The 17745-nt window shown below is 46.5% G+C and carries 16 protein-coding genes; 9 read left to right on the plus strand and 7 right to left on the minus strand.

Annotation, left to right across the window (positions count from 1 at the left end; translation table 11 throughout):
• Window positions 1–7 precede the first annotated feature (7 nt).
• Window positions 8–1453 (minus strand): aldehyde dehydrogenase family protein, encoded by a 1446-nt coding sequence (locus Nant_RS17555; RefSeq protein ID WP_054342930.1) that lies wholly within the window; start codon window positions 1451–1453, stop codon window positions 8–10.
• 93 nt (window positions 1454–1546) lie between these two features.
• Here Nant_RS17555 and Nant_RS17560 point away from each other — a divergent pair, with 93 nt between their 5' ends.
• From Nant_RS17560 to Nant_RS17585, 6 genes are all read left to right on the plus strand, one after another.
• Complete coding sequence (locus Nant_RS17560) at window positions 1547–2440, plus strand: LysR family transcriptional regulator (RefSeq protein ID WP_054342931.1); 894 nt, start codon at window positions 1547–1549, stop codon at window positions 2438–2440.
• A 221-nt stretch (window positions 2441–2661) separates the two neighbouring features.
• Window positions 2662–4392 (plus strand): hypothetical protein, encoded by a 1731-nt coding sequence (locus Nant_RS17565; RefSeq protein WP_054342932.1) that lies wholly within the window; start codon window positions 2662–2664, stop codon window positions 4390–4392.
• 9 nt (window positions 4393–4401) lie between these two features.
• Window positions 4402–5151: a DUF3726 domain-containing protein gene (locus Nant_RS17570; protein ID WP_054342933.1), complete on the plus strand. Its 750-nt coding sequence runs from the start codon at window positions 4402–4404 to the stop codon at window positions 5149–5151.
• 57 nt (window positions 5152–5208) lie between these two features.
• Window positions 5209–5943: a sulfite exporter TauE/SafE family protein gene (locus tag Nant_RS17575; protein WP_054342934.1), complete on the plus strand. Its 735-nt coding sequence runs from the start codon at window positions 5209–5211 to the stop codon at window positions 5941–5943.
• Window positions 5944–6112: 169 nt separating this feature from the next.
• Complete coding sequence (locus tag Nant_RS17580; protein ID WP_054342935.1) at window positions 6113–7699, plus strand: peptide chain release factor 3; 1587 nt, start codon at window positions 6113–6115, stop codon at window positions 7697–7699.
• 43 nt (window positions 7700–7742) lie between these two features.
• Window positions 7743–8519, plus strand: coding sequence for a TatD family hydrolase (locus Nant_RS17585; RefSeq protein ID WP_054342936.1), 777 nt, complete (start codon window positions 7743–7745; stop codon window positions 8517–8519).
• 69 nt (window positions 8520–8588) lie between these two features.
• On the opposite strand, the gene Nant_RS17590 is transcribed toward Nant_RS17585, so the two are convergent.
• Window positions 8589–8993: a hypothetical protein gene (locus Nant_RS17590; RefSeq protein ID WP_054342937.1), complete on the minus strand. Its 405-nt coding sequence runs from the start codon at window positions 8991–8993 to the stop codon at window positions 8589–8591.
• Window positions 8994–9017: 24 nt separating this feature from the next.
• Window positions 9018–10937 carry a beta-ketoacyl synthase gene (locus Nant_RS17595; RefSeq protein ID WP_054342938.1) on the minus strand — a complete coding sequence of 640 codons (1920 nt, stop codon included), beginning with the start codon at window positions 10935–10937 and terminating at the stop codon, window positions 9018–9020.
• 339 nt (window positions 10938–11276) lie between these two features.
• Here Nant_RS17595 and Nant_RS17600 point away from each other — a divergent pair, with 339 nt between their 5' ends.
• Complete coding sequence (locus Nant_RS17600) at window positions 11277–11933, plus strand: YiaD family glycine zipper/OmpA-like lipoprotein (protein WP_054342939.1); 657 nt, start codon at window positions 11277–11279, stop codon at window positions 11931–11933.
• 25 nt (window positions 11934–11958) lie between these two features.
• Here Nant_RS17600 and zapB read toward each other — a convergent pair whose 3' ends face one another.
• Both zapB and Nant_RS17610 read right to left on the minus strand, forming a co-directional pair.
• A complete protein-coding gene (gene zapB / locus Nant_RS17605) occupies window positions 11959–12147 on the minus strand; it encodes a cell division protein ZapB (protein ID WP_054342940.1) in 189 nt (62 codons plus the stop codon).
• Between the two features lie 66 nt (window positions 12148–12213).
• Window positions 12214–13434, minus strand: a complete 1221-nt coding sequence (locus Nant_RS17610) for a flagellar assembly protein T N-terminal domain-containing protein (RefSeq protein ID WP_054342941.1) — start codon at window positions 13432–13434, stop codon at window positions 12214–12216.
• Window positions 13435–13567: 133 nt separating this feature from the next.
• Between Nant_RS17610 and Nant_RS17615 the strand changes: the two genes are divergently transcribed.
• On the plus strand, window positions 13568–14248 hold the full coding sequence (locus Nant_RS17615) for a FlgO family outer membrane protein (RefSeq protein WP_162224955.1): 681 nt from the start codon (window positions 13568–13570) through the stop codon (window positions 14246–14248).
• Window positions 14245–14685 (plus strand): LPP20 family lipoprotein, encoded by a 441-nt coding sequence (locus Nant_RS17620; RefSeq protein ID WP_054342942.1) that lies wholly within the window; start codon window positions 14245–14247, stop codon window positions 14683–14685. The genes Nant_RS17615 and Nant_RS17620 overlap by 4 nt, the downstream gene beginning before the upstream one ends.
• Before the next feature lie 47 nt (window positions 14686–14732).
• On the opposite strand, the gene Nant_RS17625 is transcribed toward Nant_RS17620, so the two are convergent.
• Both Nant_RS17625 and Nant_RS17630 read right to left on the minus strand, forming a co-directional pair.
• On the minus strand, window positions 14733–15029 hold the full coding sequence (locus Nant_RS17625; protein ID WP_054343284.1) for a DUF1244 domain-containing protein: 297 nt from the start codon (window positions 15027–15029) through the stop codon (window positions 14733–14735).
• A gap of 16 nt (window positions 15030–15045) precedes the next feature.
• Window positions 15046–17742, minus strand: a complete 2697-nt coding sequence (locus tag Nant_RS17630) for a [protein-PII] uridylyltransferase (RefSeq protein WP_054342943.1) — start codon at window positions 17740–17742, stop codon at window positions 15046–15048.
• Between the last annotated feature and the right edge of the window lie 3 nt (window positions 17743–17745).

Below are 17745 nucleotides of genomic sequence, written 5' to 3' on the forward strand. Positions count from 1 at the left end.
GCTCCTGTCAGGCGCGGATGTAAGTCGTTTTTACAACGGTATAAAACTCTTTCGCATAGGTGCCCTGTTCACGCGGTCCAAAGCTGGAGTCTTTACGTCCACCGAATGGCACGTGGTAATCAGTACCCGCTGTCGGCAGGTTAACCATCACGCAGCCTGTTTTGGCATTGCGTTTGAAGTCAGTGGCGTATTTCAGCGATGCTGTACAGATACCACCGGTCAGACCAAAGTTGGTATCGTTCAGCGTCGCCAGCGCTTCTGCGTAATCTTTAACTTTGATCACACAAGCGATAGGAGCAAAGGCTTCTTCACGGTTGATCGTCATAGCATTGGTAGTATTGGTGAACAGTGCTGGCTGCATGTAGTAGCCTTCGGTTTCTTCCGTCAGTACTTCACCACCATAAACCAGCGTACCACCTTCATTTTTAGCGGAATCTAAATAGCCAAGGTTCTGTTCCATCTGGCGCGCATCAGCGACTGCACCGATGTGTACACCGGCTTTTAATGGATGACCCACCACCAGTTTTTTCATACGCTCAATCACGGCAGCAACGAAACGATCATGGATGCCTTCCGTGACGATTAAACGCGAAGAGGCTGTACATTTCTGGCCTGTACCGCCGTAAGCACCACCGACAGCGCATTCGACCGCATTATCAAGGTCCGCATCATCCAAAACGACCAGTGCGTTTTTGCTGCCCATTTCAAGCTGACATTTCACCAGGTTAGCCGCGGTAGCCATGGCAACTTTACGGCCCGTTTCAAGAGAACCGGTAAAGGTTAGTGCGTTGATACCACGAGAGTTGATGAGCACGTCACCGACTTCAGCACCAGGACCCATAACCAGGTTGAATGTACCTGCTGGTAATCCTTGGCGAGAGATGATTTCAGTTAGCGCCCAGGCACTTGCCGGAACCTGATTCGCTGGTTTGAAAACCACAGCGTTACCAAACGCTAAGGCTGGCGCAATTTTCCAGGCGCCGGTGGCTGTCGGGAAGTTCCATGGAGTAATAACACCCACGACGCCTACTGGCTCACGACGGGTTTCAATCTCAACACCCGGACGAACGGAATCAGCAGTTTCGCCCATTTGGCGCAGCACTTCAGCGGCGTAGTAATGGAAGAACTGACCTGAGCGGTAAGTTTCGCCAACACCTTCTGCCAGCGTTTTACCTTCTTCGCGAGCGAGCAGTTCGCCAAGCTCATCTTTACGTGCAACCAGCTCGTCGCCAATCGCCATAAGAACAGAATAACGTCGTTCTAAACCGCTCTTAGCCCATTCGGCCTGGCCAACAGCAGCGGCTGTGATAGCTGCTTCAGTCTGAGCTTTATCCGCTTGAGCATAGTGACCGATTACGTCGCTGGTATCGGCTGGGCTGATGTTAGCCAGGTTACCCTTGTTGCCTTCTACCCACTCACCTGCGATGTAATTTTTGAATACTGAATCAGACATGTTGACCTCCGGAATGTAGTTGGAATGATCATAAAACTTGTGCTGTAATAATAAAAATTAATAAATAATATCTAACAATAAGGTTTCCTTATCATGCTTCCAGAATTAAAAGTGACTCAGCTACGCCACTTTGTTTGGGTATCTGAATTAAAAGGGTTTCATGCCGCTGCAGAGAAAGCTCATCGTACCCAGCCTGCTATTTCGTTATCTATCCGTGATCTTGAAAATAAACTCGGCGAAGGGCTATTTGAAAAGCGCAATGCAAGAACAACTAAGACCGAGCTCACACCTTTTGGAAACTATTTTTTGCCCAAAGCCAAAGAGCTGATCGCGCATCATGACCGTATCGCAGAAGATATGATGCTGTTGTCCGAGCATAAAACCGGACACTTGCGGCTTGCCTCCGTGCCTTCTATTGCGAGCCGTGTTCTGCCCGATATCTTATTGAAATTTATTGCGAATTTACCCTCTCTGCATGTGAGTTTTTATGATGATAATTCTGATGCTGTGTTGAAAATGGTAGAAAATCAGCAAGTTGATTTTGGTATTTGTCATCTGCTTCACGAGCAGGATCATAGCGATAAAGCATTTACGCCTATCTGGGAGGATCGTATTGGTGTGGTGTGTCCTAAGGGTCATCCGTTGGCAGATAAACAGGGAGTGCATTGGAAGGATCTGCGGCAGCATCGGTTGATTAGCAATGGAACCTCTCGGTTATTAGAAGATACCGAAGCACACCCGCTGCTGGGACATTCTCAGTTTTATGTGTCCAACATGATCTCGTTAATCGCGATGCTGGAGGCAGGTTTCGGGATTACAACATTGCCCTGGTATGCTTTTCCTAAAGAAAGTACCACGCTGCAATTTGTACCTCTGGAAGCACCAGAAGTGACGCGGCGGATCGGTATTGTAAAATTGAACAACAAGTCCCTGACGCCACCGGCTCAGGCGCTGGTTGATTTTATCCTTGAACAAACTAAAAAGTGATAGGGGCACGTATCAGCAGACTATTTTATAAGAAAGATCACGCGAAAAATATGACGTGGTTATAGGAAAAATAACGGTTTATGGTGATTTGATAAGTATTGCTTATCGCATGATATAACCTTTTGATTTGAGTATTATTGCCTGTTTGGCAGATGATGAGTTGCCGGTTGATGGCGGAGTGACGAAAACCAGATGTGAGCCAACAAACGAGGATAAAAATAATGATATCGCCAGCAGCCATTAACGCAGCCCTAAGGGGTGATAACGCATTGCCATTACGGCCGATTAACCAGGTTATGAATCTGGAGCGGTTAGGGGCAATGCATCAGAGCCGATTAAGTTTTATGCGCACTTTAGTGCGTCGTATTATGCGTGAACGCTGGCAGATTGCGCCGGCACGTTTTGAACTTGATGCACAGGGTTACGGCACGCTGGTATACGAAGTTAAAGCCCCTCATGGGTTGTTTAGTTTCGTTTTATTTTCCAGTTATCTGGCCCCGGAAGACCGCAATGATCGTGTCATTGCGACGCAGTGGGATCTCACCATGGCGTTGGTGGACGGTCAGGTTGACACTATATATCTTGAAAAATTACGTCAAAATGTTCCTAAGCAGGAAGCCGGGCGGGTTGACTCACGTGTGTTCGTTTTATCACGTGCTAATCGTAGTGCGCGCAATTTTGATTATGTCGTTAATCAGTTAGCCAAAGGTGAGCAGCCGGATGTCGCCAAAATTGCACAAGTAGGTTATCTGTATCGAACCACTGCTGTTTACGGCAGTGGTAAGTTGGGCATGGCGGACTGGGAAAAGGTCTCGACTCGTTACCCTGACTTCGCACGCCCTTTTGCTGCTGAGATGTTTTCGTGTTTAATGTTGCGCAATTTCAGCCTGTTACAGGTAGAGCATATTGCAAAGCATCAGGCACCGGATTCTTTTAGGCCTATGCAGCCCAAGATTAAACGTTTCTTTGGTATCGGTAATTCAACGGGTTTGGGAATGGCGCCGTATCTGATTAATCATCCTATCTTGATTAATCAATGGGTGGAGATGCGTGAATTGGCATTGGCACGTATTAGGGTGTTGGGGGGGATTGATGCGCATATCTGCCAGCAGCTGGAAGCGTTGATTCAGCGCTGCTGTGTGCATACCGCTGAAACGGTAACGGAAGATGAGTGGCAAACGCGTAATAATAAGCAAGTCCTTAACGATATGGATGCGCTTAAAGAGCGTGTGGCCGTTTCTTTTAATGATTGGAATGAATTATTGAGCTGGAGCGAGAAGTACTGCTCGTTACAAGGTCAGGAGATGCTGATCTCCATGATGTTAGAGCTGTACCCTGAGTTGGTGGATGATCTTGAAGATTATCATACAGCAGAAGAGTTCTTAGACCTTGATCCGCTGATGCCGGTACAGCAATTAAAAGAGATGATAGAACAGCGTTATGACTGGGCGCTGGCGATCGACTTTACGGCGGAGGGCGCCCGCGAAATATTCTGGTATCGCTCAGAAGAAAAAATGGAACCGCGCTTGGGTGGTTGTGAGCTGGAAGAGGGCAGGAAAAAACAGATGGCACTCGGTGTGGGTTATGCCGTGCGTAAATGCTATGACCAGTTATGTGAATATGTTGCCGCTTATCCAGAACATACGACCGCTCGCTTTATGGTGGCTCGTCCAAAGTTGAGAGGTATAGTGCGCCGCATTCAGACCATGAGTAAATGTGTCTATGGTGATATTCAGGCCAACCTGCTCGATAAAAATGTGCTGCCCATGCACTTGCTACGTGCCAAATTAGCCTTTTTTGGTGTCGGTAAATTTGATCCAAGGTCGCGTTTATGGGTACGTAATACCATGTTTCAGGGTGCTCCGTTATTGGAAGATATCGGTAAAACCTTTAATGACGACTGGTTTATGCCTTTATCACCAAAGCCAGAATCAGTAACCCCGCAACAGTAGGAGAACGCTATGCATGTATCAATGATAGAACTGAAAGCTGCTCTGCGCCGCTGTTTTGAAGCGAGTGGTTATTTTGTCGGTAATTATGAAGACGCCGCCAATATGATTTTGTGGCTGGAAAAACACGGACTCAATGGCTTAGGTGAGTTAAAAAGAGCGATCTCTTACATCAAAGAAGACAAAGAAAAGCCACTAAGCATCATGATATACGAAGATAGCACATCGGCTATTATTGATAGCAATGGCCGTAGTGCGCTGAACTGTATCGCGGCTTCTGTCGACCTTGCTCATGCCAAAGCGTTGGAGTGTGGCATCGCAACAGTGACAGTACATAACTGCCATAATCGTATGTTTGTACTTAAAGCGCTGACTGATTGTGGGCGGCGCGGTATCAGTGCTGCAGCTTATTGGCAAAATGGCTCACAGGTTGTAACTGAACATACGGTGGCTATTAAAGCAGGTGCCCGCTACCCGAGTTATAGTGAGGCAACCACTAATTTGGCGTCCACCGTGGGAGAAAAGCAAGCATTGACGATTATCTGCAGCTCTCGTGTTGACCTGACGGCCTCTTTACAACAGTCCAAAGGCAACACTAATGCGCGCTATGTCAGTGCGTTGCAGGTCGAAAAAAATAAGGAATACAGTGTAGATCACGGTATCGAAATTGATGAAACACTGTGGGCGGAGATAAACCATATCGGTGAAGGGATTCTTGTAGAGAATACAGAGCGTTCCCGGATGGGTGCTGGTGGAAGGTAGAATGGTATTATTGGTCGTGTTATCGATAGTCTGATTAATAGCATGGAAAATAGTTAAATGAGCTACTCGGCTTATGAGTTGCTAGCGCTATTGATCGTTACCAGTGGCGTTATTTTGCAAACCTGGGTTGGTATTGGCTTCGGTTTGCTGGCAGCGCCTCTGCTTTATCTGATAGATCCTGCCTATATACCGGCACCTATTTTAATTCTTGGTTTTTTCCTTTCGTTTTTGCTGGTATTGAATTCGCAGAATAAGGTGAGTTGGCGGCGCGTTTTGCCGGCGATTATTGCGCGTTTTCCAGGTTCCTTGTGCGGGGCAATGTTATTAGTTGCAGTGCCGGCCTATATGCTGAGTTTGCTGTTTGGCAGTATGTTGCTGGTAGCTGTGGGGGTTTCCTTGCGCACCTGTAAAGTGACGATAACGCCTGTTAACTTATGTATTGGCGGTTTTTTTTCGGGCCTTGTTGGTACCGTTACCTCAGTCGGCGGGCCGCCTATTGCATTAGTCTACCAAGAAGAAAATAGAATCACTGCCCGCAATGAGTTGGCCGTTTTCTTTCTGATAGGTACGCCCATCTCGATCTTCTTCCTGGCTGTACAGGGAAGTGTTGCTCTGAGCGATGTGATGCTTAGTCTTAAAATGTTGCCGGGTGTATTTATCGGATTTGGCTGCGCTCATGTGTGGGACAGTCGTATTAACACCTCTTCTGCTAAGTCTGCGTTACTGGTGATATCCAGCGCATCGGCACTGGTTGTTTTGTATAAAGGTGTGTGCGGTTGGCTGGCTGTATAGCTGGCTTAACACGTTAAGCTGACGAAAGCGTTAAGCTTAGATTGTTTCTGTACCCCAGATCAGCGAAAATAGTCATCAATCCTATTTAACACATGCAGGTTTGCGCTTTCTGTTGGTAATGTACCGTCGGTAGCAGGCACCCTATGCATAACTCAGAAGATTCTATCTCATGTCGAACGCTGCTATTGCGCAAGAAGTCTCTAAACGCAGGACTTTTGCTATCATCTCCCACCCTGATGCGGGTAAAACCACGATCACCGAAAAGCTGTTGCTCTTAGGTAACCTGATTCAGAAAGCAGGTACGGTTAAGGGTAAAAAGAGTGATCGTCACGCGACCTCCGACTGGATGACGATGGAGCAGGATCGCGGTATCTCAATAACATCTTCGGTGATGCAGTTTCACTGGAACGACCGTGTAGTTAATCTTCTTGATACTCCGGGGCATGAAGACTTCTCTGAAGATACTTATCGCACGCTGACGGCCGTCGACAGTGCCTTGATGATTGTTGATGGTGCTAAGGGTGTGGAAGACCGCACCATTAAATTGATGGATGTTTGTCGGTTGCGTGACACGCCAATCTTTTCTTTTGTGAACAAAATGGACCGCGATATTCGTGATCCGATTGAGTTGCTGGATGAGATTGAAGAGGTTCTGAAAATTCAGGCCGCGCCGATTAACTGGCCGATTGGCATGAGTACTTTTTTTAAAGGTGTATATAACCTTTATACCGATACTATTCATGTGTTCAAACCAGGACAGAATGCGGTGTTGTCTGATGATGTGCGGATTCAGGGTTTATACTCAGACGAGGCGCGGGCGCTGTTTGAAGATGACTACGATAGCTATGTAGAAGAAATTGAATTAGTCCGTGGTGCCAGTCATATATTTGATAGAGAAGCCTTTCTTGCCGGTAAGCAGACACCGGTGTTTTTCGGTACGGCGCTGGCTAACTTTGGCGTTCGTGAGATGCTGAATGACTTCGTTGAGTGGGCTCCGCCACCGATTGCGCGCGCAACGACCACGCGTGAAGTGTCTGCTGATGAAGAGCCGTTTTCTGGGTTTGTTTTCAAAATTCAGGCCAATATGGATCCTAAACATCGTGACCGTATTGCGTTTATGCGCATCTGTTCCGGTAGCTACACGCGTGGTATGAAAATGAAGCATACGCGTATTAATAAAGATGTCAGAATTGCGGATGCGGTGACTTTTCTGGCTGGAGATCGTGAGAACGTAGAAGAGGCGTGGTCCGGCGATATTATTGGTTTGCATAACCACGGTACGATTCAGATTGGCGATACCTTTACGGAGGGTGAAAATCTCAAATTTACGGGTATCCCCCACTTTGCGCCAGAGATGTTTCAGCGTGTCAGATCACTGGATCCGCTTAAGATAAAGCAGTTGCAAAAAGGTTTGCAGCAGTTAGCGGAAGAGGGAGCGGTGCAACTATTTCAGCCGCTTAAGAATAATGATCTGGTGTTGGGTGCTGTTGGTCAGCTGCAGTTTGAAGTGGTTATGTTCCGCTTGAAAGATGAGTATAAAGTGGATTGTAAGTATGAGCCTGTATCGGTTCAAACAGCACGTTGGGTTGAGTGCAACGATAATAAAATGGTAGAAGAGCTGCGTAAAAAGGGTTACGAAAACCTGGCGCTGGATGGCGGCGGCTTGCTTACTTATTTAGCCCCTACGCGGGTTAACCTTAGCCTGACTATTGAACGCTGGCCGGATGTGCAGTTCCGCGCAACACGCGAGCACTAAGGGCCAGGCTCTGGATTCTTGATTTTAGAGAGGGGGTATTAAGATGGCAGATTGGCAGATTATAGATAGTCACTGTCATCTTGATTTTCCAGTGTTTGACGGGGTTCGCCCGCAACGGGTAGTCGCAGCTCTACAGGCTGGAGTAGGCCGTATTATTGTGCCTGGTGTGGCTGCTAAGGACTTTCAGCGTGTTGTTGATACGGCGTCGGCGTTTGCTAATGTTTACTTTTCGTTAGGTCTGCATCCCTGCTTTATGCCGGAGCATCAAGCAGACGATTTGCAGATACTAGCCGATTGGGTTGCTCAATATCCAGTCTGTGCTATTGGTGAGATCGGCCTGGATTTCTATATCCCTGATCACGATAGTGCCGCTCAGATTGCCTTGTTAAAAGCTCAATTGAAAATTGCTAAGCAGCACCAGTTGCCGGTGTTACTTCATGTGCGTAAAGCACATGACGTGATGTTGAAAACACTACGTGATTTGCAATTTGAGCAGGGGGGTATTGTGCATGCCTTCAATGGTAGTGCGCAGCAGGCAAATATCTATATAAAAATGGGTTTTAAGTTAGGCTTCGGCGGGACTTTAACATATCCGGGGTCACATAGGATCAGAGCGTTGGCGGCCGAGCTTCCGCTGGAGTCTATTGTCTTGGAAACTGATGCACCGGATATGCCTTTGTATGGGCGTCGGGGCGAGCCTAATCAACCAGCCTACGTGGCAGATGTGCTGAAAGAGTTAGCCCAATTAAGAGTGGAGCCCATTGAGACGATAGCGACGCTGACGAGCGCTAATGTTGAGCAGCTATTGTCGCTGAACTAATACGACCAAAGCGTTTTTTTCAGCGCTCTTCTTTTCACTCTGTGTTTTCAATGTGGTAATTTAGCGTTGTTAGTTATAAGTACTGTTATGTATTTCGTTCAGGGTTTGCCACGTAAGATTGGTTTTATCATTTTTAGGCAAACTGTAAACATTGCCGGTTGTGCCAATTTTAGTCGCGCGATAGCTGTTATCGTTCGGTTTCATCAGTATAAGCATCAGGCTAAGAGGGTAATTCGGGCCTGTTATTCTCTGCTTATAAGCTGTCTCGACCGGCGCTAGCGAACCATTCTGACTGGCGATAATACTTAAACTGATACACATGCGCGTCATACCGTTACATAGACTGCCGGATTTAGTATCCAGGAGATAAAAACTACTGTCTTTCTCCTCGGGTACCAGAGCGCTAGCTGAAAAGCACCCACTAAGCAGTGATGTTGCCAGAATGGTGAGTGCCACTGCGAGTCTGTTGATCATAAGTATTGTCTCAAAATTGTATTATTACTTAGCTGTGTAATCACTGAAGGGATTTCCAGAGGTTAAGTCTATCTTATTTTCATAACCCGGAAGTCTGATGCTATTTTCTGTTATTTCCAGGTCATAACCAACCAGTACATTATGATCATAATGGTAAATGGGTTTAGTCAGCCCTAGTGTCGTCTGCTGGTCGTATTCCAAGGCGCGAGCAAGGGGTACTACTTTTTTCTCTTCCCACTCGGTCATTTTTTGCTGGCCATGCTTGGTCAATAGCATTTTTCGAACAATATGAGGCGCCAGCATTGGTGCGCTGGCGTTATTACCGCCAAAACCTTTTGAGTTCAATATAACGCTGTCCATGCCTTCTACGCCAACGTCTAAGTGCTGCTGAGAAAACAACAAGTTGGATTGATGGACGTCCGAAGCAATCTCGTCAGTTGTCTGTATTCCGGGAATATAGCCATAGGCCCAAGTGCCGAGTGATGCGATAAGTTGGTCGCCTCCGGCTGTGCCCTGAGAATGTCCTATGTAGCATTTGATGGCCGCCACTGGCCAGGATTTAATGTCAAAGGCTTTAGCTATTTCATTAATGACATGTGATTCAGTGACACGGTTCTGTGGGGTGCTGGTGCCATGTGCCTGAACATAAGAGCGTTGTTTTAATGACTCTTCCCCCAGCATGCTTTTAATTAGTGATGCCGCTTTGCCTAGCGTGATGTAGTTGCCGATACCCGGCGCTGCAATAGATTTTTTGTGACCGTCTGCGTTAACAAAGACATCAGGGACGGCACCGTATACTTCTGCGCCGAGCTCCATGGCCAGATCATCACTCATCAGCACGATAAACTGACTGGCTTCGCTAATGGTAAATCCGCAATTATTGCCAAAAGGACGGCAGGCTTTGCGATAATCTGCATCCGTCAGTTCCGTTAGTTTATCCAGTGCTTGCAGGTCTTTATCTTCAGCTAATGCTCCCATCGCCCGAAAGCCTTCAATGACTTCCGGTGTGACCGGTGCATCACTGCCGCCGACCAGAACGACTTTGCGGCGTCCTGAGCGGATATCCTGAACACCGCTGCGCAGGTTATACAGAAAAGTTGCGCAGGCACCCAGTGCGCCGCCTGTTGCGCCAACATTGCCCAGAATGTAAGCGTTAACAAAGTCGGCTGGCATCTGCGCATAGCCTAAAGGCATCTGTTTGGAGCTGGTACGTTTGCCGATGGACGGATATTTAGTGAGTCCGCCAAATCCAAAATCATCCAGTTGTCCAATCGAATTGCTGGCATAGACAGCAACCTGATCAGGGGATATACGGTTTAAAATATCGTCAAAAGGAATACCTGTTGATAACAGTGCATCAGAAGCGCTGTAAACAGTCATCTGTAAGTTACGCGGATGGCTTCTTGATGGGTACAGTTTTCCGGGTGAAAATCCTGAAGGTAGTTGGCCTGCAGATTGTACTTGTGCTGTTTTAAAGTCAGGTATTATTGTTGTGAAATTTCCTATGATCGTAATCTCTACTTCCTGACCACTCCCCGGTGTGACGGACCAATTATCGGGAATAATGTTCGGTAGATGGCGCTTACGTAAAGTGAAGCGAATAGGCTCTTTTTCAGTACTTTTTAATGTGGCTGCTTTATTGAAGGTGACTTGATTGACGTCAAAGCAGTCCGCTTCAATGCGGCGAATTAATGTAGAGCTAAGTAGTTGATCTTTGATGCCAGTTAATAAATTTTCCAGAGAAAGCTTATCACCCTCCTTATTGAAATAATGACCGTCCTTGTAGGTCGCTAAACCGGTTAATGTGGCTAATCCCAGCAGCGTGTTTTGCTGGTCTTGGTGATCCAGCTTTTCGAAGATAAGACGACGATAGGCGTGATGAAAGGAGCTGCGACCTGCGGGATTGATTCCACCAAAACCGACTATGAGAGGTAGATGTGACAATTAAAACTCCTCGGATGCAACTATACTGGATAGGTGTTATAAATCTTGTATTCTAGCGGTACTGCTGATCTGTGACTAGATGGAATCTGATGTAATGTCAGGATAATTTGTATTTCAGCGTGGGCGAGTCAGTTGAATAACACCAGTTCACTGTAATTTAGGTTGTTGGGAGCTGATAATGAATTCTTGTTAGATAGCTGGTTATTTGGAATAAATCTGAATTTATCAATCAGGTAGTTGTTTTGCTATTGTATAAATTTTAAGTAATCCGATATTCAGCGCTATTCAGTTATAGTGAATTAATCATTAATGTGTGTTTAGCACATAAGAGAGATATTTATGAAAAAATTAGTCGTTGCATTATTAGCGTCCAGTGTCCTTGCGGGCTGTACAACCATGGATCCATATACGGGGGAGCAGCAGACAAGTAAGTCGACTATTGGTGCGGGCGTCGGTGTTCTTGCAGGTGCTTTGTTGGGTTCGGCCGTTTCTGGTAAGGGTGATAAAACCCAGGGTGCTGTGATTGGTGCTTTAGTGGGTGGTGCGGCTGGGGGTGGTATTGGTAATTACATGGATCAGCAGGAAAATTTATTACGTCAACAGCTGCAAGGTACCGGTGTTGGTGTCGAACGTATAGGTGATGATATTCGTTTGATTATGCCTGGGAATGTTACTTTCCAGACAAATTCATATCAAATATCGGGCGGTTTTTATCCGGTGCTGGATTCCGTATCAACGGTGCTGAATAAATTCGATAAAACAGCTTTGAGTGTTAATGGTTTTACGGACAGTAGCGGTTCGTTTGAGCATAATCAGCAGCTTTCTGAGCAGCGTGCGGCCAGTGTTGCTAATTATCTGTCCAGTAAAGGTGTCAGTGGCTTGCGTATCAGCACGCAAGGGTATGGCGAGCGCTATCCTGTCGCTGATAATGCGACAGCGTCAGGACGTGGATTAAATCGTCGCGTTGAAATTAATATTCGAGGGACTCAAAAATAAGAGGTTGAGCCCCTGTTAGAGTGCGTTACTCGGCAGCGTCGACTGAATCGAATTTATTCAGAAGATGCTGCAGGTTTTCCTGCCAGACCTGCTGACCATCTTCTAATTTTTGTTTGGCTTCACGTAGTTCATTAATTTCCATTCGTAACAGTTCGACTTCATCGATCATGCTTTCAATTTTGGCTTCTAACTGGTTGAACAACTCGGTTTGCATGGGTGGCCCTTTCGTATATAACAATAAAGATGCCGATTATAGAGCGGAGCCGGGCGAAGTAAACCATTACCAGAACATCACAATGTCATCTTGCTGGATATTATGCTGTGATGTCAGGCCGTTGATATGGCCTTTAACGACTGTCGGTTGAATTTCGTCCACAATCATTGTCAGACGGGTGTTAATAAGCTCAGTCGTTGGTAGGTTTGTCTGGTTGTAAAACATGGTCTTACGATAGACTGTGAGTTTGTCGCCGCGCTTGAGTCCGCTTTCTTTGCCTGCATTGATCCATAAGTTATTATCTTCAGTGCGCGTGATCCTGGCTGAAAATGGCAGGCAGCGTAAAGACTGGACTACATCTGCGCTAATATCATCGAGTAATTTCTGGACATTTTTGCCATATTCACTCGTAAAAAAAGCAGGTGTGGCAAAGCCGATTTTTTCGGTGAGTTTGTGATTCCAGCGACCCTGTGTTTCGTAATTTTTCTGCTCTAATAACGTACCGCTGAAGCCGTCATGAATGAAAAGTTCCAGACTGAAGTGTCTTAGGTGCTTGCTGCTTTTGAAATCGAGCTGATTGTAGGTGTCAATTAACCAGTTTTTCTCGTTAATAGCAGCAGGATCTTGCATAGATAGATCTCTGATAATGCCTGATATGATAAATTGACTGTCTAGTTGCTGTGTATGCGCCATCATTGTGGTGAGGGCGCCATTATCCAGTTGGCGGGTTGTTGCGGTGCCTAGTTGCGTATAAAGCGATAAGTGACCTGCATTTAAAGCGGTGATGCCATCGTTAGCACTCAGGCGTTTTTTGAGTAATGAAGCAATACCGGATTCGATATTTCTTAAACTGCCCAGATTTGCTTGGTCCTGATGCTCCAGTGGAAATGCGGCAATGGCAACAGTTTTTCGAAAGCTGTTGCCGGTATTGCCGTTAGCGCATGTGGTTTGGGCATCTATATCTGCTCTAATGCGGACGTGAAGTTTATTTCCAACGAGTTTCTCTTCAATGATCTCGATATTAGTTAATGCGCTCATGGTTGAAATGCGCATGTTATCAATTTCAAGAATTCCATCTTCGAGTTGCTGCGTGCTGCTGATAAAAGCAGCTGCTTGTAACGATGCCTGTTGTTTAGCGTCTGTAATCGCTTGCTCGCGTGCTTTGCCCAGGTCGTTGTTATAGATGAGGGCTTGCCCTATGGCTTCGACGGTTGTTGTCGCGGATGCATGGAAAGTGCATAGCAATAACGCCAGACAAAATAAATAATATTGAAAATGTCTCAACATGTGAGCAACCTGACCGATATAAGAGTAAGAGACGAAAAGGTATGCAATTTAGGTCCTACATGCAAATCATGTCTGCCTTGTTACGCTAAAAAGTGTGAAAGAGGTGATGTGAACGGAGTGCGAACTGGCGGTTATGATAAAAAATATTGGGTTAATCCTGCTGTTGAGCTTAATGGGTTGTAGTTATCGCCAACCGGTTCCGGTCAATATTATTAGCCCACAGGCCAGTAGGGCTATCTTGGCTGAAGCACGCAATATGGCTCATGCCGAACCTGTGCCTTATAATACCGTATCAGATATGGATGTAGAGATTGATCCGGTGAGTGAGGCGGTAGAGCAGATGGCTATTCAACTGGTAAACGGCTTAAATCAGAACCGGGTAAAGCGCTTCCCTATTGCGGTTTTGCCGTTTTCGTCGTTACGTAATAGTGTGCCAGATCCGTTGTTGGGTGATCGCTTGTCTGAAAGTTTTATTTTTCCTTTGCAGCAACGTGGATATAATCTTGTGGATTACCGTGCGGTTAGTTTGGCAACGACGGAAAAATCTCCTGTCTCAAAACAAAATATTTCTGCTTTACGGCAACGGTACAAGATCTACTTTGTGCTGACCGGAACGTATGCGCACCATCCTGATGGTATTGTTATTAATGCCAGGGTGCTGGATACCACGACTCGTCAAGTGCTGGCTTCTGCGCAGACGCATATCTCTAATAAACGCTTAGAAGGAGCATTGCCGGGATTTGATCCTGTTAAGGCGCTCAGCAATGGTTATATCATTGAAAACGGTACGGGTCCTATGAGGGAGCTTAAATGAGGCTTTTGTTAATAATGTGGGTGGTTATGTTGGCTGGCTGTGAAACCGTCAGGATAACCGCTGCTGAAATGGTGGATAAACTGCCAACCCCGTCATTTGTAAAACACAGTGCGCCCGCGCCTGCGTGGGTGCAGGCTACAGGGTATGCACCGATTAGTTTGCAGCCCGGTGATACGCGTCAGCAAAAAGTGATTATGGCCATGCGCGCGTCTAAACTCAGAGCTTACCAAGAGCTGGTTGGTGTGGTGCACGGGCAGTATATTTTTGGTACAACGACAGTGCAGGATATGGTTGTGCAGAAGGATTCGTTTAAAGCAGCCGTGGCTGGATTTGTCAGAGGGGCTCGGGTTGTTAAGTCTTATCCTGTACAGGATGATACCTATGCAACGATCTTAGAAGTGGATATGAATCAACTGCAGCGTGCCTGGATTGAATAAACCGCTACAGTTGAGTTAATTGATATGCGTTTAGTGCTTCGCGTTTTCTATTTTTGGGAGTCCTTCTGCGCGAAAGCGGCGAGTTGCTCGGGCGTCGCTTCTAGCTGATGCTTTTGCTTCCACTCGGAGTAAGGTTCGCCGTAGATGGCTTCTCTGGCTTGTTCGTAGTCCATCTCTATGCCGCGTTCTTCGGCAGCGGCTTTATACCACTTTGATAAACAGTTTCGGCAGAAACCAGCTAAATTCATCAGGTCTATGTTTTGTGCGTCTTTGCGCTTATCGAGATGCGCAACCAGTTGCCGAAAAGCAGCTGCTTCAATTTCAGTCTTGGTCTGTTCGTTCATAATAATGCCTTGTTGTTTATTCATCACGGATATGTTCGTCCAACTCTCTGCAAACACGCGTTTGTAGCTCCTGGCACAGTTCCGGGTCGCTTATCGGAAGCCCATCCGCATCAGTTAAAAAGAAAAAGTCTTCAACCCTTTCGCCTACACTGGAAATTTTAGCTTTACGCACAGCGATGTTGAGTTCTGAAAATATCTGACCAATACGTGCCAGTAATCCCGGCCGGTCAGGGCTGCGGACTTCCATGATAGTGAGCTGTAAATTCGGATCATTGCTCAGGCTAACTGTGGTCGGCATGGCAAATAGTTTCATCTGTCTGGGCACGCGTCGATGAATGATGTCAGGGTAATCATCCGGATCATCAAGTTCTTCAATCAAACGCTCTTGAATACTATTCAGATAGCCTGGATTTTCAGACAAGGGTTCATTGTCGTCGGTCAGTACGGTGTAGGTGTTTAGTGTTCTGCCGTCGTCAGTCAGAATGACGCGTGCGTCTTGAATGTTGAGGTGTAGCTGATCCAGCGTTGCGACCGTTGCCGAAAATAGATTCGGCATATCTTTACTGTAAATAAAGATCTCGGTAGCGCCTTCGTAAACCCGATAAGAGGTTTTCTGAATTAATACTAAGGGTAGTTCACTTGATCCGTGCTCCAGGATTGACTGGGTATGCCATGCAATATTTTTAGCATCTTCGCGTAGAAAGTAATCTTCGCCTAATGTGCTCCAGAACTCTTTGATTTCATCATCCGGTTGGCCCGAATGAGCCAGGACGAACATCGCTTCGTTTTGAACTTGCTCAATACGGTCTTCTTTATTGATGGGGTTGTCTAGGCCGCGTCGTAGTACGCGTTTGGTTTCCATGTAAAGCTGTCTGAGCAGTGTGGCGCGCCAGCTGTTCCACAGGGTATGGTTGGTTGCATTGATATCGGCAACGGTCAGGACATAGAGATAATCAAGGTGAACAATGTCACGGACTTGCATGGCAAACGTATGTATAACATCAGGATCAGTGATGTCCTTTCGCTGAGCTGTCATCGACATTAATAAATGACTGCGTACCAGCCATGCTGTCAGATGACCATCCCATTTGCCCAGATGATGGCGATCGCAGAAAATCAATACATCTTCCGCGCCCAGTTCTGAATGATCGCCACCACGGCCTTTGGCGATATCGTGGTAGAGGCCTGCGATATAAAGTAGTTCAATTTTTGGAAGGTTGTTGACGACCCGGTGAGCGATAGGAAATTGCTCACGATGATCGGCGTGGCGGAATTGACGCATTTTCTGAATGACTTTCATAGTATGCGCATCGACGGTATAAATATGGAAAAGGTCGTGCTGCATCTGGCCAACAATTTTTCCGAATTCAGGCAGATATCGGCCAAGAATGTCGTACCGGTTCATGCGATTAAGTTCGGTTGATACGCCATTCGGAGAGCGCAGAAGTTCCATGAACAGGCTGGTGTTGCGCAAGTCGTTGCGAAAATCATCATCAATCAGATGGCGGTGATCTCTGAGCAGGCGGATGGTGGATGCTCTTACGCCGAGTATCTCGTCATGCTGGGCGAGTAAAACAAAGGCTTCGAGGATAGCAAAGGGGTGATGTTCAAAGACTTTGTCGTAAGTTGCTTCTAAATAGTTATTATGAATCTGGAAGCGTTTATTGATAGAGGTAACGGTTTGTTTGTCTTCAATTTTCAGGATTGCTTCGTTGAAATACTGCAGGAGCATGTCATTAAACTCTCCCATAGCCATGGCAACCCGATAATATTTGCTCATGAACTGCTCAACGGCGAGTGCGCCATGCTGGTCTTTATAACCAAAAAAATCAGCCAGTGTTCTTTGATGATCAAATAGCAGGCGGTCTTCCCGGCGTCTGCAAAGCATGTGCAGAGCGTAGCGTACGGTCCAGAGATAGAGTTCACCCCTGTTGAGGGTTTCCAGTTCTGATTCCGTGACAAAGCCGTGATCTACCAGGTCACGAATATAGGTGGCACCAAAGTGGCGTTTTGCTACCCAGCCGATCGTTTGTAAATCTCTGAGTCCGCCTGGCGAGTTTTTTAAATTAGGCTCAAGATTGTATTCTGTGTTGTTGGTCTTCTGATGGCGCGCTTTTTGTTCTTTCAATTTGGCGATAAAGAATTCTTTATCTGTCCAGGCGCCTTCCGAAGTGACTCGGTCATACATGCGCTGATGCAGTGCCGGATCACCGGTTAAAGGGCGAGACTCGATCAAATTAGTAGCAATAGTAATGTCATCACGAGACCGGTCGTAGCAATCTTCAATGCTTCGTACACTGGAGCCTATTTCCAGCGCGATATCCCACAATAAGGTTAAAAATTGACTGATACTCTCTTCGTAAATCGCCGGATCAATGTCGTCGACAAGAATCAAAAGGTCTACATCCGAATGTGGATGTAATTCGCCGCGTCCGTATCCTCCGACCGCTATCAGAGAAATTTTCTCGTCGGCAGGCCATGTAAAAAGATGCCAGGCAGACGTGAGTATTTTGTCAATGACACCTGCACGCCCATAGATCAATTTGCGGATGTCGCCGCCAGATTTAAAGCGTGCATCCATTGCCGCCTGGGCTTTTTTAATCGTGCTCTTGAAGACTTGGATGGGTGCTTCGCCGCTGGCCAGGCGTTCTTCGAATGCCAGGATATCAAGAAAGTCATCTGTTTCAGCAAGGGCTTGCAGGGTAGTGTTCATAAT

The organism is Neptunomonas antarctica (assembly GCF_001305295.1).
GTDB classification, from domain to species: Bacteria; Pseudomonadota; Gammaproteobacteria; order Pseudomonadales; family Balneatricaceae; genus Neptunomonas; species Neptunomonas antarctica.

Excerpts from the sequence above, each read along its gene's own strand:
- Nant_RS17555 (WP_054342930.1), bottom strand. The coding sequence starts at position 1,453 with ATGTCTGATTCAGTATTCAAAAATTACATCGCAGGTGAGTGGGTAGAA.
- Nant_RS17560 (WP_054342931.1), top strand. The coding sequence starts at position 1,547 with ATGCTTCCAGAATTAAAAGTGACTCAGCTACGCCACTTTGTTTGGGTA.
- Nant_RS17565 (WP_054342932.1), top strand. The coding sequence starts at position 2,662 with ATGATATCGCCAGCAGCCATTAACGCAGCCCTAAGGGGTGATAACGCA.
- Nant_RS17570 (WP_054342933.1), top strand. The coding sequence starts at position 4,402 with ATGCATGTATCAATGATAGAACTGAAAGCTGCTCTGCGCCGCTGTTTT.
- Nant_RS17575 (WP_054342934.1), top strand. The coding sequence starts at position 5,209 with ATGAGCTACTCGGCTTATGAGTTGCTAGCGCTATTGATCGTTACCAGT.
- Nant_RS17580 (WP_054342935.1), top strand. The coding sequence starts at position 6,113 with ATGTCGAACGCTGCTATTGCGCAAGAAGTCTCTAAACGCAGGACTTTT.
- Nant_RS17585 (WP_054342936.1), top strand. The coding sequence starts at position 7,743 with ATGGCAGATTGGCAGATTATAGATAGTCACTGTCATCTTGATTTTCCA.
- Nant_RS17590 (WP_054342937.1), bottom strand. The coding sequence starts at position 8,993 with ATGATCAACAGACTCGCAGTGGCACTCACCATTCTGGCAACATCACTG.
- Nant_RS17600 (WP_054342939.1), top strand. The coding sequence starts at position 11,277 with ATGAAAAAATTAGTCGTTGCATTATTAGCGTCCAGTGTCCTTGCGGGC.
- zapB (WP_054342940.1), bottom strand. The coding sequence starts at position 12,147 with ATGCAAACCGAGTTGTTCAACCAGTTAGAAGCCAAAATTGAAAGCATG.
- Nant_RS17610 (WP_054342941.1), bottom strand. The coding sequence starts at position 13,434 with ATGTTGAGACATTTTCAATATTATTTATTTTGTCTGGCGTTATTGCTA.
- Nant_RS17615 (WP_162224955.1), top strand. The coding sequence starts at position 13,568 with ATGATAAAAAATATTGGGTTAATCCTGCTGTTGAGCTTAATGGGTTGT.
- Nant_RS17620 (WP_054342942.1), top strand. The coding sequence starts at position 14,245 with ATGAGGCTTTTGTTAATAATGTGGGTGGTTATGTTGGCTGGCTGTGAA.
- Nant_RS17625 (WP_054343284.1), bottom strand. The coding sequence starts at position 15,029 with ATGAACGAACAGACCAAGACTGAAATTGAAGCAGCTGCTTTTCGGCAA.
- Nant_RS17630 (WP_054342943.1), bottom strand. The coding sequence starts at position 17,742 with ATGAACACTACCCTGCAAGCCCTTGCTGAAACAGATGACTTTCTTGAT.